The 14,069-nt window shown below is 73.2% G+C and carries 11 protein-coding genes; 8 read left to right on the top strand and 3 right to left on the bottom strand.

The features are described from left to right. Window positions 1–65 precede the first annotated feature (65 nt). Window positions 66–1,445 carry an ROK family protein gene (locus ACGFY5_RS23690; protein ID WP_392722929.1) on the top strand — a complete coding sequence of 460 codons (1,380 nt, stop codon included), beginning with the start codon at window positions 66–68 and terminating at the stop codon, window positions 1,443–1,445. Here ACGFY5_RS23690 and ACGFY5_RS23695 read toward each other — a convergent pair. After that, window positions 1,419–2,357 (bottom strand): GntR family transcriptional regulator, encoded by a 939-nt coding sequence (locus ACGFY5_RS23695; RefSeq protein ID WP_392722931.1) that lies wholly within the window; start codon window positions 2,355–2,357, stop codon window positions 1,419–1,421. The two genes, ACGFY5_RS23690 and ACGFY5_RS23695, sit on opposite strands and share 27 nt — an antisense overlap. Window positions 2,358–2,555: 198 nt before the next feature. Here ACGFY5_RS23695 and ACGFY5_RS23700 point away from each other — a divergent pair, with 198 nt between their 5' ends. Then, window positions 2,556–4,283: an MFS transporter gene (locus tag ACGFY5_RS23700; protein WP_392722932.1), complete on the top strand. Its 1,728-nt coding sequence runs from the start codon at window positions 2,556–2,558 to the stop codon at window positions 4,281–4,283. A gap of 67 nt (window positions 4,284–4,350) precedes the next feature. Here the strand turns inward: ACGFY5_RS23700 and ACGFY5_RS23705 are convergent, their stop codons facing one another. After that, window positions 4,351–4,731: a hypothetical protein gene (locus tag ACGFY5_RS23705; RefSeq protein ID WP_392722935.1), complete on the bottom strand. Its 381-nt coding sequence runs from the start codon at window positions 4,729–4,731 to the stop codon at window positions 4,351–4,353. A 2,795-nt stretch (window positions 4,732–7,526) separates the two neighbouring features. On the opposite strand from ACGFY5_RS23705, the gene ACGFY5_RS23710 reads away from it, so the two are divergent. The 3 genes from ACGFY5_RS23710 to ACGFY5_RS23720 all read left to right on the top strand — a co-directional run bounded on the left by ACGFY5_RS23710 (window position 7,527) and on the right by ACGFY5_RS23720 (window position 9,326). Further along, entirely contained in the window at window positions 7,527–7,739 is a 213-nt protein-coding gene (locus ACGFY5_RS23710; protein ID WP_392722937.1) for a hypothetical protein, read from the top strand. Between the two features lie 161 nt (window positions 7,740–7,900). After that, a complete protein-coding gene (locus ACGFY5_RS23715) occupies window positions 7,901–8,023 on the top strand; it encodes a ribosomal protein bL36 (protein ID WP_392722939.1) in 123 nt (40 codons plus the stop codon). 85 nt (window positions 8,024–8,108) lie between these two features. Then, window positions 8,109–9,326 carry a hypothetical protein gene (locus tag ACGFY5_RS23720; protein ID WP_392722942.1) on the top strand — a complete coding sequence of 406 codons (1,218 nt, stop codon included), beginning with the start codon at window positions 8,109–8,111 and terminating at the stop codon, window positions 9,324–9,326. Here the strand turns inward: ACGFY5_RS23720 and ACGFY5_RS23725 are convergent. Continuing rightward, complete coding sequence (locus tag ACGFY5_RS23725; protein WP_392722943.1) at window positions 9,301–9,639, bottom strand: hypothetical protein; 339 nt, start codon at window positions 9,637–9,639, stop codon at window positions 9,301–9,303. The genes ACGFY5_RS23720 and ACGFY5_RS23725 overlap by 26 nt on opposite strands. A gap of 47 nt (window positions 9,640–9,686) precedes the next feature. On the opposite strand from ACGFY5_RS23725, the gene ACGFY5_RS23730 reads away from it, so the two are divergent. Genes ACGFY5_RS23730 through ACGFY5_RS23740 form a run of 3 tightly spaced genes read left to right on the top strand, consistent with a single transcriptional unit; the run spans window position 9,687 to window position 14,064 of the window. Next, entirely contained in the window at window positions 9,687–10,418 is a 732-nt protein-coding gene (locus ACGFY5_RS23730; RefSeq protein WP_392722944.1) for a hypothetical protein, read from the top strand. Further along, a complete protein-coding gene (locus ACGFY5_RS23735) occupies window positions 10,415–11,032 on the top strand; it encodes a hypothetical protein (RefSeq protein WP_392722946.1) in 618 nt (205 codons plus the stop codon). Before ACGFY5_RS23730 ends, ACGFY5_RS23735 begins: the two co-directional genes overlap by 4 nt. Continuing rightward, window positions 11,029–14,064, top strand: a complete 3,036-nt coding sequence (locus ACGFY5_RS23740; protein WP_392722947.1) for a chromosome partitioning protein ParA — start codon at window positions 11,029–11,031, stop codon at window positions 14,062–14,064. The genes ACGFY5_RS23735 and ACGFY5_RS23740 overlap by 4 nt, the downstream gene beginning before the upstream one ends. Window positions 14,065–14,069: the final 5 nt, after the last annotated feature.

Below are 14,069 nucleotides of genomic sequence, written 5' to 3' on the forward strand. Positions count from 1 at the left end.
TTCCGGCGATTAGTTCAGAGGGTTAACATATAGGCCTGCGGCCGAAAACGGGAGAGGTGCGGGTGGTGCAACCTCCGTTCGTTCACAATGGCGACGCTCCGGCGCGCACCGAATCCGTGCGGGCGCACAACCTCGGGTTGGTGCTACGAGCTGTCGCTTTCGCCGACGCCCCGATCTCGCGGGCGTCGGTCGCCGCCCGCACCGGGCTGACGCGGGCGAGTGTGTCGGCGCTCGTCGAGACGCTGATCGAGGGTCGGCTCGTGCGCGAGACCGGGGCACCGACGCGAGCCGGCGTCGGACGTCCGTCGACCGGCCTGGTCCTCGACGCGACGGGCCCGGCCGGCCTCGGCATCGAGCTCAACGTCGACCACGTGTCGGTCTGCGTAGCGGACCTCACCGGCGCGGTCCGGATCCAGCGTTCAGCCGTGTTCGCACCGGCGACGGCGCCGGCGGAGGCCGCGACGGTCGCGGAGGCGCCGGTCGCGGAGGCGGCATCGGGCGCGGCGGCGGGTGCTGCGAGGGTCGCGTCGCGGGCGGAGGCGCTGGCCGGGATGGTGCGCGAGGTCGTCGCGGAGGTCGGGGCGCTGGCGTTGACGCTGTCGGGGGCGGCGCTGGCGGTGCCGGGCCTGGTGGACCCGGCGACCGGCGAGCCGGTGGTGACGCCGAACCTCGACGCCGGTGGGGTGCGCGCCTCGTTGACGTCGTCGCTCGGCGGCCTGCCGCTCGTCGTCGAGAACGAAGCGACGCTCGCGGCACGGGCCGAACAGCGGGCGCTGGGCGTCGACGCGCCCCGGTCGTTCCTGCAGGTGTCCGGCGAGGTCGGCATCGGCGCCGGGCTGGTGCTGGACGGCCAGCTCTACCGCGGCCGCCACGGCTGGAGCGGCGAGCTCGGCCACGTGACCGTCTGGCCGGGCGGCCGCGCGTGTGGATGCGGCAGCGACGGTTGTCTGGAGCAGTACGCCGGCCTCCGAGCCATCGCCCGCACAGCGAGCGCAGAACCGGGCGCGGCGTCGGCTACGGCGCCGAGTGCGGCTACGGCGCCGAGTGCGGCTGCGGCGCGGGGTGCGGCTTCGGCTGCGGGGCCGGGGGCGGTTGGGGGAGACGGCTCGTTCGCGGCCCGGGCGTCGGCGGGGGAGCCCGCGATCCTCGCCGCACTCGCCGAGGCGGGAGAGGCCCTCGGCATCGCGCTAGCCGGCGCACTGAACCTGCTCGACCTCGACGCGGTGGTCCTGGGCGGCGCCCATGCGGAACTCGCGCCGTGGCTCGTCGAGCCGATCGAGGCGCAGCTGTCACGCCGGCTCGTCGGCGCGGCGGTGTCCCGCCCGACCGTGCGGGCGTCCGCGCTGGGCGCCGACGCGGCAGCACTCGGAGCGGCGTGGTCCGTGCTCGACCGGGTGCTCGACGACCCGGCAGGGTGGCTAGCGCGCGGAGACGAGCACTTCTAGACCGTCGAGATAGCGGGCCAGCCCGAACTCGAACAACGATTCGATGCTGAGCACGTCGTCCGGAATGCCCGACACCAGGGACATCATCGGGAACTGGCCGGTCGCCATGACCTCGAAAAAATAGCTGTCGTGGCTCTTCATCCACTCCTCAGCGGACAACCCGGTTTCCTGAACATTGCGCTGCTCCTCCGCGAACACCATCGCCATGCTGCGCACGTGATTGAACAGACTCACCGCAGCGTTCAGGAAGTCGGCAGGCTCCAACCCGGCTTCGTGCAGCGTCGCCATCGCGTACTCGGTGTGCACCATCCCCCGCGGCACGAGCTGCGGCCGTGAGAACGACAGCTCGGCCGCCATCCACGGGTGCGCCCGGTACACGTCCCACTGGATCCGGGCGATCGCCTCGAGCCGGGCGCGCCACCCCACCGGTTGCGGCTCGGGGATCATCGCGACGGTGCCGAACACCGCGTCGATCATGAGGATGATCAGATCGTCCTTGCTCGGTACGTACCGGTAGAGCGCCATCGTCGCGACCCCGAGTTCCGCGGCCACGCGCCGCATCGACAGCTCGGGCATGCCGTCGGCGTCCGCGATCCGGATCGCCGCGTCGACGATCCGCTCCCGGCTCAGGGAGTTCTCCCGCGGGCGGCGCGGCGCGGGCCGGGCCTCGGTGGAGAGCCCCGGGGGCGGGAGCTCACCGGTCTGCGCCGCCCGCACCACGGTGCCGACGCCCGGTACCGCCTCGACGAGGCCCTCCTGGCGCAGCGCGGTGAGCACCTTGGTCGCGGTGGCCATCGCCACGCCCCACTGACGGGTGATCTGCCGGGTCGACGGCAGGCGGTCACCGGGCGCCAGATGTCCGGTGTGGATCCGTTCGCGGAGCTCCGCGGTGATGCGTGCCGACGGGGTCATCGTACTAGTGCACCATCAGTGCGATTTCCGCGCAAGGAGCTGGGATCGCAGCTCGCCGGGGTAGTGCGGTCGTACTAGTGCGGTAAGTGCGCTCCGAGCAGGTGAAACGACGCTTGCGTACGGCGTCAACGGTGCGCTTCACTGGGTGGCGATCGGCGCGTACGTCGTACACGTGCCGCACTATTCGGGGAGCCCCTCATGACCTCTGAGTACGCCGTCCACGCGCGAGCCGGTCGAAAGGAGTGGACCGGCCTCGCCGTCCTGCTCCTGCCGCTGCTCTTCGTCTCCATGGACGTCTCGGTGCTGTACTTCGCCGTCCCGTACCTGAGCATCGAGCTCGAACCCACCAGCACCCAGCAGCTCTGGATCTTCGACGTCTACGGCTTCGTCCTCGCCGGTCTGCTCATCCCGATGGGCGCGCTCGGTGACCGCATCGGCCGTCGAAAGCTGCTGCTGATCGGGGCCTTCGCGTTCGGTGCCGCCTCGCTGCTGGCGGCCTACGCGCCGAACGCGGAGATGCTGATCGCGGCCCGCGCGGTACTCGGCATCGCCGGCGCGACGCTCATGCCGTCGACATTGGCTTTGATCCGCAACATGTTCCACGACGACCGGCAGCGCGGCACCGCGATCGGCATCTGGACCGGCGCGACCAGCGCAGGCATCGCGCTCGGCCCGGTGCTGTCCGGGCTGCTGCTCGAGCACTTCTGGTGGGGGTCGGTCTTCCTGATCAACCTGCCGTTCATGATCCTGCTGCTGGTGCTGGCGCCGCTGCTCGTGCCGGAGTTCCGGGCCGGGGGGCTCGGCCGGTTCGACTGGCTCAGCGGTCTGTTGTCGCTGGCCGCGGTGCTGCCGGTGATCTGGGGTGTGAAGGAGCTCGCACAGATCGGGGCGGGCGCGTCGGGGTCGCTCTGGGAGCCGATCGTGGCCATTCTGGTGGGCCTCGTCGTGGGTGTCGTGTTCCTCCGCCGGCAGGTCCGGCACCCCTCGCCGATCGTCGACGTCGCGCTGTTCCGCCGCCGGGCCTTCGGGGGCGCCGCCGCGCTGAACGTCGTCGCCATGTTTGGAGTCGTTGGTTTTGCGCTTTTTGCGACGCAGTACCTGCAGTCGGTGCTCGGGCTCAGTCCGCTGCGGGCGGCGCTGTGGAGTGTGGCGCCGTCGCTGGTGATCGGGGGTGTGGCGCCGCTGGCGACCGCGCTCGGTCGGAGGTTCGACCGGGGCCTGGTGATGGCCGGCGGGTTCACGGTGGCGGCGGTCGGGTTCCTGCTGGTCACCCGCGTGACGCCTGACACGGGGCTGTGGCTGGTGCTGCTGGTCGCGACGCTGTACGCGGGCGGGCTGGTGACAGTGATGGCCCTGGTCACCGAGGTGGCGCTCGGGGTGGCGCCGCCGGAGCGGGCGGGGTCGGCGTCGGCGATCCTGGAGTCGGCCACCGAGCTCGGCGGGGCGCTCGGCATGGCGCTGCTGGGGAGTCTGGGGAGTGCGATCTACCGCAGTTCGGTGACGTCGGGGGCTCCGTCCGAGCTGCCGTCGTCCGCGTTGGACGTCGTCCGCGAGACGCTCGGCGGCGCGCGGGCCGTGGCGTCGTCCTTGCCGGGGGAGCTGGGTGACGCGGTGCTGCGCCTGGCCCGCGAGTCGTTCACCGACGGCATGCACGCGGCGGGCATCGCCGCGGCCGTGGTGATGCTCGGTGCCGCGGTGGTAGCCGCCACCGCCCTACGAGGCTCCCATCTAACTCCCGCCGCGCCGCGCGACGGCTCGGCCGCGCCGCGCGATGGCGGGAAGGCGGGTCCACGCGACAGCCGTGAGCCCGCACCGTTTGGTGCCGATGCTGGGCCGCATGACGGCGGGGAGACCGGGCCGCTTCGCGCCCGAGGGTTGACGCCGTCGTCGCCGACGGAGGCTGAACCCGCGAGGGGCCGGCCGTAGTCGTCGCCGAGTGGCTGACTTCGGTTGGGCGGTAACCGCCGAGGCGGTTACCGCCGGCTGGCGTCGGTCAGCGGGCCCAGAAGTACGCGCGGGTGGCGGACTGCGCCGTGAGCAGACCGATCAGCACCGCCGGCAGCAGCAACTGCAACGCGGTGACCACTATCGACGCGCCACCGATCGAGGCGAACCCCGCGAGCACCACGAACACGGCGATCGTCAGCGTGATCACGTGCGCGCCACGGCTCCCGCGCCAGATCCCCCGACCGAGCCAGCCCATCATCACGGCCGCTGCGAGCGGCACGAAGAACACCGCCGGTCCGAGGGTCGCGAACAACAGCGAGAGCCCGAACAACCCCACGCCGGTGAGATTCACCAGCACCATCGCCGCCACCACCGACCGAGGCCGCTCCGGCCGCTCCCGTTTACTGGGCAGCACGTGCATCGGCATGGTCGGGTCGGCGGCATTGGCCGGCAGCTCATTGGGAACCCCAGCGCCCTGCGACTGCGGCGCCACCGCAGCCCGCGCGGTCGCGGGCGGCGCCGACGTCGGCGGCGTGGCCGCGCCCCGCGCTGCGGCCGGTGAGCCGGAGACAGGCGGCGGGAAACCGGCTCGTCCCGCGGCGGGTGGTGCCGAGGTCGGCTGGGTGAATGTGGCTCGTGCCGCGACCTGCGATTCGGACCCGGGCGACGCAGCCGCAGGCCGTGCCGTCGCAGGCGGCGCAGAGGTCGGCGGCGTGGTCTGCTCCGGCGCCGACGGCCGGGGCGTCCTCGGCGGGGCGGATGTCGGCGCAGCGGCGCGCGGCCCGTTGGATGGTGGTGCCGAGACAGGCGGCGTGGCGCGTTGCGTCGGGATGCGCGCAATCGCGGGTCCGCCAACCGCGCCCGTTCCGGTTGATACGCCCCGCCGCGCGCCAGGGTCGGAGGATTCCGGCCGCGCAGAGTCCGCGGGATTCGGCCGCGCAGAGTCCGCGGAGGACTGTGGCCGCGCAAGACGCTCGGCGCCGTGGGACGTGCCCTGAGGCACCGGCGCACCAGGCTTCCGAGGAGCACTCGAGGCACCGCGCGACCCAGGGTTCGCCGGCGCAGACGGTTCGGCCTCGTCCGACTCCTCAGGCGAGGCTGACTTGTCGGTCATCGCGAATAGCGCCGCCAGCGCCGACCCCGGCGCCACCTTGAAGATTTCCGAAGCCTGCTTGGGCCCCGACTCCTCAACGTCCTCGCCGCCGTCAGCCCCTCCATCCTTCACCGAAGGGGACGGGGTCGAAGCCGCGGCCGAGTAAGTCCGCCCGACGGGCCGCCCACCCGCCTTCGCCTCTCCCGTCCCCGGCGTCCGGGCCTCCCGCCCATCCGCGCCCCGCTCGACGGCCGCCGCAGCCCCGGAGTAGGTCCGCCCCGTCGGCCGGACCCCGCTCTCCGAGCCATTGCTCTCCGAACTCGTGCGCCCCGTCGGCCGAGCCCCGCTCTGCGACCTGCCCGCCCCCGGGGCAGTCCCCGCTTCGCGCGGGTCGGTGTCTTCGCCAGGTGCCGCCGCAGCACCTGAGTACGTGCGCCCCGCCGGTCGGGCATCGCTCCGCGATTCAGTGGCCCTCGGGGCCGTGCGCGATTCCCGCGTGCCGGGGTCCTGGCCGGATGCGGCCGCGGAGTAGGTGCGCCCGGGCGGGCGGGTTCTGCGCTGCGAGTCGTCGGATGCCGGGGCCGTGGGGTGCTCCGGGCTTCCGGCGTTCGTTGAGGCGGAATCGGTGTCGGCGTTGTCGTCTGTGGAGGCCGCGCTGGGGCGGTTCGGATCAGCTGAGTCGCCGCTGGAGTACGTGCGCCCGATGGTGATTGAGGCGGTGCTGGAGTAGGTGCGGCCGGTCGGTCGGCTGGGCAACTTCGCCGGCTCGGCAGGGGCCTGCTGCGAGCCCGGCTCCCGCTCGGCTTCGTCAGACGACGGTGCGCGCTCGGGTACGGACGGCGCGCCGCCCTTCCCCGCGCCGGACACGGTAGAACGCGTCCCGTGCGAGTCCTCGTCGGTGGGTGTGGTGCGGCTTCGCGGACCTGCGTCGCGCTGTCCGGTTGCTGCTCGCCAGGCGTTGATCAGATCGGTCGCCGACGCGGTCGGGGGGATGCCCGCGGGCCGCTCGGCGTCGGCCCCGTCGCTGTGTTCCTCCACCGCGCTCGCAGTTGGCGGCGTGGCGCTCGGCATGCGTGTGCTGGAGGTGGCGGGGCGCGTGGTCGGCGGTAGTGGCCGGATGGCGCCCCGTGTATCCGACGCCTGCTGGGCATCGGCGCTCGTCGGCTCGGTGGACCGCGAATCGTCAACCTGCTCCTGGCCCGCGACGGCGTTCCCCGAAGCCACCGACGACTCGGCGGCGATCTCGACGGCAGCGCCCTCGGCGGGCACGCTCTCCGGGGCGGCGAACTCCGGGCCGCCCGCTGCCGACCCGGTGGGTTCTGCCGCGCCCAGCCCTGCCGCGCCCGGCCCTGCCGCGCCCAGCCCTGCCGCGCTGAGTGCGGCCGCGGCGGGTCCTCCGGCAGTGAGTGGCGCGGACACGACTGTTCCTGCGCGGGACTCCGCCGAAGTGGGTCGCGCCATGCGGGGCTCTGCTGCCGTGGGTTCCGGGGCGGTGGCCGCTGGCATGGCGGGTTGCGGCAGGGCGGATTTCGAGGCGGCAGGCGAGGGCTCGGGGAGGGCCGGGACGGCTGAGGCTTCGGATTGGAGCTCGGGGCCGTCCGGGGACGGGGATGACGCGGGAGCGTCCGGGGACGAGGGTGATGCAGGGGCCGCCGCGGTGGGCGGCTCCGCGGGGGGCGTGGGGGACTGTGGGTGCGCGGGGTCGGCCGGGGCGTCCTCGGATTCGTCGATGGTGACCAAGGGAACCGTTGCCGTCGTGTTCCCACCCCGGATCGGCACGAGCGGAACTGTAGCCGTCGGGTTGTCGACGGACGCAGCGGCGGCTGCCCCAGCGGCGCTGGGGGTGGATCCCGGGGTCATGGCGCCGGACGCTAGGGGCCGGGTGGGTGGTCGCGCCTCGTCCGATCGGACATATTCCGGTGTCCTCAGTGGTCTTTTGTTCCCTGCGTGACGCTCCTGTCGCGACTGGTCAGCGCGCCGAGGCTGATGGTTGACGGCTTCGGTCGGTGCGGTGACGGTGGGGGCGCCGCCGTGTGATGCGTGACTCGCGGGAGGAATATTCGGTGGCCACTCAGCGTCTGAATCGGTACAGTAGAGGCTGTCAACCGAACGAACTGAGGAAGGTCACCGTGCCTACGGCACTGAGCATTGAGCAGTACCTGCAGGAACTTCACGACGACTACGCGGCGCGAATCAACGAGGCGATCGCCGACAACCGCGACGACCTGGCCTGGCAGCTGGCCGACTCGTACACCCGCGAAGCGCTGCGCGCCCAGGCCGAGTACGGCCTGACGCCGTCCCTCGACCGGCTCCCCGGTCGCAGCGCCCCCCTCGCGGCCTGACGCGACGAGCCGCTGCGCCCGACGCGGTGCAGCAGCGGCCCCGCCGCATCGACGCGGCAACCCCCTCGACCGCGATGCCGCGGCGGGAATGATCGTCAATTGAAAACGGTTGTCGGGTACGTGAGGCTTCCGGGAACTCGGAAGCAGAGAGGACGACCGCGATGAAGGTCAGGAACTCGCTCCGATCGCTGAAGTCGAAGGACGGCTCGATCGTGGTTCGCCGCCACGGTCAGGTCCTCGTCATCAACAAGCGGAACCCGAGGCTGAAGGCCCGCCAGGGCTGAGCCGACAGAACGCACCGTAGGGCCCCGGTCACCGACCGGGGCCCTACGCCATTCCGGGCCCGCGCCCGGTTAGAGTGACCGGACTGTGGACCCCGATGACCTGACGCTGGAGAGCGCCGCACACGACAACGCGATCGTCGCGGTCTACCGGCAGATGTTCGCGGTCCTCGGCAGCTCGGCGCAGTCCGTGATCGGCGACCCCGAGATGGTCGACCTCGCCGACGCGCTGTTCGCGGCGTTCTCGAGCGCAGGCAGCGACGGTCTGACGATGGAACAGATGCGGCACGCGTGCCGGGGCTTCCCCGAGCCGGTGTTCCAGTCGCGGGTGCGGGTGCTGCGTGAACTCGGCGCGGTGCAGAAGGCGTTCGACCGCCCGCACCAGGACGTCTACCGCGCGAGCTTCACCAGCTACGTGTCGTTGCTGTTCATCCGGCGGATGCTCACGCGCGGTGGTCAGCTGGAGCTGCACCGGATGCTGAGCCTCGAGCGGCTCAACCTGGACGATCCCGCCGCCACCGAGGACGACGCCCGCGAAGCCGCGGGCCGCCTCACGAAAGCGTTCCGGCTGATCGTCACCGAACTTTTCATGCTGACGTCCGGCGGCACGATCGACGCCCTGCGCGAGAAGGCGCCCCTGCTCTGGAACGCCGACGCGCTGATCGGCGAAGCCACCGGGGTGCACGACACGGTGCTGTCGCGCTGGCCGGACCTCACGCGGCCGAGCACCGAGCTGCGGGCCGCGATCGCGTCCTATCGCGACGTGTCGACTGCCGCCGCGGGGCGGCTCACGCAGGCCGTCGGGGCTACCCGTGCGTTGGACCTGCTTCCCCCCGAGGTGTGGCGCACGTTCACCCGCCGGTCGACGGTGAGCGCGCTCGCCGCGCCGCTGGCCGGGCTCGTGTTCGACGCGCCGCGGGCCTGGCTGTCCGCGGGCGACCTCACGGAGGCGGTGGCGCAGGCCGAGCGTCCGACCGCTCAGCGGATCCGTCCGCCCCGTCCGGCGGACGACGAAGCTGTCGACGAGGAGCCAGCGCGCACCGCGGACGACGCCGAGGCCGCGGACCTCACCGCACGGGCCGAGGCCGCGCTCGCCGGGCGCGCGGCGGTGGCGGTCGCCGAGCTGGTCGGGGGGTCGGGGGACTGGGCCACCGCCCGGCGACTGCTCGCCGACCTCACCGCCGCTGCCCAACACCCGTCCCTGCCGTACGCGCTCGAGTGGAGCGACGGTCTTCTGGTCGACGCCGAGGGCGTGCCGTCGTGGCGCGGGCAGGGCACGTTCAGCCGGGTGCTGGTCGCCGGATGACCCGTGCACATCCCGCGGAGGCGCCAACCGCCCCCGCACCCCCGTCCGCCGCGCCCCGGTCCGCCGCGCCCCCGTCCGCCGCGCCGCGGATCGCCGCGCCGCGGATCGCCGCGCCCCGGTCCGCCGCGCCCTGGGCCGCCGCGCCCTGGGCCGCCGCGCCCCGGTCCGCCGCGCCCTGGGCCGCCGCGCCCTGGGCCGCCGCGCCCTGGGCCGCCGCGCCCCGGTCCGCCGCGCCTCCGTCCGCCGCGCCGCGGGCCGCCGCGCCCTGGTCCGCCGCGCTGCGGGCCGCGCGATGCGGGCCGCCGGGCCGCATGTGGTGGGGGCCGCGGAAGGCTGCGGCGGGGATCGGGGGCTGGGTTGATGGATGAGGCTGCGCTGTGGGCTGCTCGGGCGCGGGCCGAAGGGCCGCTCCCGGTGGCGCCGGGGATGGCGGCGCCGGACGGGTTCCGGCGGCTCCTCGAGTCCGCTGCGCCCCGCGCCACCGGCGCGGCGGCTGCGACGGATGTGGCCGGGGGGCGTGACGCGAGTGCGGTTGAGCCGGCAAGTGCAGCCGAGGGGCGTGACGCGGGACCGGGCCACGGTACGGACGCGGGGGAGGGTGGGCCCGGGTATCGGGCCTGGTTGGTGGCGGTGGGGCCGGATGGGGTGACGCCGGCGGCGTTGCGGGATCTGCGGCTCGGGCTGCCTGCGTTGGACCACCGCAACGAGGCGAGCCGGGTGCTCGCGGTGTGTCTGCGGTGCTGCTGGGTGGATCTGTCCGTGGAACCGTGGCCAGGGCGCGAGACGACGGTCGACGCGGTGTTGGCGGTGCTCGTCGAGTTGCTGCCGACGCGGTTGCCCCAGACCCATCACCGGTTCGCCGTGGAGGCATTGCGGCAGCTCACCGAGTCGGGATGGCTGCGGTGGAGCGAGCGGGCCGGGACGGTGCGGCTCGGGCCCCGGGTGGCGACGTGGCCCGTGTCGGACCTCGAAACGTTGCGTGAGTTGTGCCGCACGATGCCGGCTGCGCCCTCCTCGCCGGAGGCGGGCCAGCCTGTTTCTCCCGGGCCCACGGTGGTCACCGGCATGGCGTCGGGAGAAGAAAACAGATGACACATCCGGCGGATGACCTGCTCGCGGGGTTGTCGGAGCGGCAGCGCGACGAGGTGGTCGCGGCGTGGGCGGCGGTGGAGTACGGCAGGGAGCCGGTGGAGGAGATCGGGTTCGCGGCGCTGCGGGACCCGGCGCTGCGCGAGACTCTGCGCGACGTGCTGCGGCGGACCGGCCGGGACCTGGTGCGGGCCGCTCCGAGACAGTGGACCAGCGGGTTCGCCGACGAGGCGCGCGAGGAGCTGGTCAGCCGGGGCTGGGGTGCGCTGCCGGAGTACGACCGGGCCGTGCTCACGACGATCCTCGTGCATTCGGTGGCGATTCCGCGGTCGGAGGGTCACCTGACCGACGACAGCTGGGCATCCGCGGTGCCGACGACGGTGGCTGAGCTGCGGAGTCATACGCAGCTGGCGCGCGGGAAGCTCAGCGAGGCGCTGCAGCGGCTGCGTACCGCGGATCTGATCCGGCAGACGCGCAGTGCCGGGTACGTGCCAGGCGCACAGTTCCATCGGCTGACGCCGGCGGCCCGGAAGTTGCTGCAGGAAGAACTGGTGCTCGCCGCGGGGCCGGGAAGCCCCCTGGCGGCCGCGATTCGAGCGGGTAGGGGAGAGCAGTGAGGACCGACGACCACCTGGACGTGGTGGGTGACCGGGTCGCGATCGGGATTCAGCTGATCGGGGTCTCACGGCTCTCGACGCACCCGGTGCCGCTGCTGCCGGGGTGTCTGATCACCGTCGCGGGGCAGGGTCCGAAGGACTCCAACGGGGCGGGGAAGTCGTCGTTCATCGCCGCGTTGACGTTGCTGCACGGCGACGAGCAGTGGCGGCTCGCTTCGGGGGCGCGGGAATCGGCCGACCTGTTGTTCTCCGCGGAGATCGCGGCGCAGGAGCGGGAGTACGCGAGCGCGGACCACGGGTACGTCATCGGAGTTTTCGCTTCCCGGGACGCCGTGGACCCCGGTCCGAGTGCGCTCACCGTGTGGCTGCGGATTTCGCGGGAGACGCCACACCTGCTCGTGCGGTGGACCGATGGGCTCCATGTCCCGATGGGCGCGTCGGAGGCATCGCGCGAACGGGAAGCGGATGCGCTGTGGGCCGCGCTGCCGCCGCGGGCCGGCCGGCGCGACTACAACGCCCGTGACCTGTCGCGCGTGCTGTTCGGTGAGCACATCCGGTGCGTGTCGTTCCTGTCGACGTCGGTGCGGCCGTCGGCGACCGCGAACCTGCTGGCCCAGCCGCTGAACGAGCTCAAGCCCGATCGGATCTTCTCCGCGGTGGCGGCCCTGACCGGGCTGGATCACGAGATCGCCGACGAGCAGCGTCACCGCAACACCGAGCACGCCGAGTTGGAGAAGGCCGCCGACGCGGAACGCAAGCTCGTGGAGTGGGAGGAGCAGGCGCACCACATCGAGTCGGCGATCGCGCGGCGTGAGCGGGCCCGGGACCTGGCGGGGTCGGCGCAGGAGCGGTGGCGGTCGCGTGCCGCGGTGCTGGTGTCGCGGGCGGCCGACGAGCTCGAGGCGATCGAGGACGATCTGGAGCGGATCGCCGCCGACGACGGTGCCCACCGGGAACGGCTCTCGGCCATCGCCGAGGAACTGCACGTGCTGGGCGACGACGTGGCGCTGCGGGACCGTCTGCGGCGTGCGGAGGAAGCGTTCGCCGCGGTGGACGGGGACCACCAGGCATTGCGTGACCGTCGGCGGGCGTTGACCGGGAGCCTGGAGCGGCTCGGTCGGGAGGCCGACGAGCTGGAGGCTACGGCTCGGGATGCGGACGGTCGTTCTGAGTCCGTCGCGTCGGACGAGCATGCGGCCGCCGTTGAAAAGCGGACGGCGGCGATCGGGGCGCGGGCGATCGCGTCGTCGGGGTTGGCTGCGGCGTCGGGGGCGTTGGCTACCGCTGAGGCGGGGGATGACGTGGCGGCTGAGCAGCTCGCTGCGTTGCGGAGGGCGGGGATCTCGGCGGCGGCGCTGGTCGACGCGGTGACGGTTGCCGAGACTGAACGCGGTACGTGGGAGCCGTTGGTGTGGCCGTACCGCGAGGCGGTGGTGGTGGAGGCGGGTGATCTCGCCGCTGCGACGGCGACGCTGGCGGGCCTCCCCGGCTCGATTCTCGTCTCGGCGGGCGGTGCGGTCGCCGGGGAGTTCGACCTGTCGGCGTTCCTTGCCGGGCTGCGGGCGGAGGCGACCGTGCTGACCGGGCCGGCTGCCGTCACCTCCGGCGGGGTGACCGTCGTCGGTGGGTTCGGGGCACCGATCACGGGGCGGGCGGCGCGGATTTCGCGGGCGGCCGATGCCGTGGCTTCGGCAACCGCTCAACTCGACACCGCTGACGCCGAGCTCGCCGAGGCCGAGCGGCGGCTCGCTGTCGCCGAGCGCCGGGTAGTGGCGGCCCGGGCCGCCGTGACCGCGGCATCCCGCCGGAACAAGATCCGCGCGCACCGCCGCGAACTCGACGAGGTCGCCGACCGCGAAGACGCCCTCGCCTCACGACTCACGGCGGCGCGCCACGAATACGACCTGGCCCGCCTCGCCGAGACCGGCCGCCAGCAGCAGGCAGAGGCCCTGCTCGGCAACCGCCGGCGCGTCGAGGACGGACGCGAGGAACTCCGCGTCGAACGCGACCGCCTGGAGACCCGCCGCCGGATCATCGACCTGGACGCCCTGCTCAAGGAGTGGGGCAACACCGTCGAGGCCGCGCAGAACCACCTCGCCGACCTCCCCGACGACGAACAGCTCTTCGACTCCGACGACTGGTGGCGCGCCGCCGAGTCGGTCCTCGCCGAGATCCTCGCGCTGTGCTTCCGCGCCGGCGACCCGGTCCCGGCCCAGGTCACCGCGCTGGGCGAGGAACGGGCCGCCCCCGGCCGCGGCCAGGCCGACCGCCAGAAACAGACCTTCGGCGCGCTGTTGGCCGCGGTCCGCGACCATCTCACCCTCAAAGCTCATGAGGACGCCCATCAGCGCGCCCGTCTCGCCGACGAGCGGGTGGAGAAGCGGCGTGCGCGCGACGCGGCGTCGCTGGGTCACGAGGAGGCCGCGAAGGCCGCCGCAGCGGTGCGGGCGTCACTGGCCCGGGCGATCACCGCGCGACTCAACGCGGTCGGCGCGAAGTTCGACGACCTCGACCGCGCGTACGGCGGCTACGGCGCCGGCCTGCGTTTCGTCGAGCCCGAGCCACCCGCCGACCCGACCAAGCGCTGGAACTGGGAAGTCACCCCGGTGTGGCGCCGGGCGGAGGGCAACGTGATGGTCGCGTACGACCGCCGGGGCAACACCGCGCAGATGGACGAGAAAGCGGTGAAGCTCGTCTGCGCCGCGGCGCTGGCCAGCGGTACGGGTCGGCCGCTGTTGCTGGTACTGGACGAGTTGGGGCGAAACCTCGGCAAGCAGCACCGCCGCGAGGCCGTCGCCCTGTTCGAACGGATCGGCGCCGACAGCGGCATCACGGTCGTCGGCGCCCTCCAGGACGACATGGAGCGCTACGCGATCGACGCGTGCGGGGAGTACGTGAAGTTGCGCCGGACGTCGGACGCGATGGCGTACAACCAGGCGCCGGTGATCCACGGGTTCGATACGCGGGCGGAGCGGGTGGCGTTGCTCGGGGAGTGGCTCTCCGGGAGTTATGCGGCGGCCCTGCCGGTATGAGCTAG

Origin of the sequence: Cryptosporangium sp. NPDC048952, assembly GCF_043197895.1 — a bacterium.
Lineage (GTDB): Bacteria > Actinomycetota > Actinomycetes > Mycobacteriales > Cryptosporangiaceae > Cryptosporangium.

Excerpts from the sequence above, each read along its gene's own strand:
- ACGFY5_RS23695 (WP_392722931.1), bottom strand. The coding sequence starts at position 2,357 with ATGACCCCGTCGGCACGCATCACCGCGGAGCTCCGCGAACGGATCCAC.
- ACGFY5_RS23700 (WP_392722932.1), top strand. The coding sequence starts at position 2,556 with ATGACCTCTGAGTACGCCGTCCACGCGCGAGCCGGTCGAAAGGAGTGG.
- ACGFY5_RS23705 (WP_392722935.1), bottom strand. The coding sequence starts at position 4,731 with ATGCCGATGCACGTGCTGCCCAGTAAACGGGAGCGGCCGGAGCGGCCT.
- ACGFY5_RS23715 (WP_392722939.1), top strand. The coding sequence starts at position 7,901 with ATGAAGGTCAGGAACTCGCTCCGATCGCTGAAGTCGAAGGACGGCTCG.
- ACGFY5_RS23725 (WP_392722943.1), bottom strand. The coding sequence starts at position 9,639 with ATGCGGCCCGGCGGCCCGCATCGCGCGGCCCGCAGCGCGGCGGACCAG.
- ACGFY5_RS23730 (WP_392722944.1), top strand. The coding sequence starts at position 9,687 with ATGGATGAGGCTGCGCTGTGGGCTGCTCGGGCGCGGGCCGAAGGGCCG.
- ACGFY5_RS23735 (WP_392722946.1), top strand. The coding sequence starts at position 10,415 with ATGACACATCCGGCGGATGACCTGCTCGCGGGGTTGTCGGAGCGGCAG.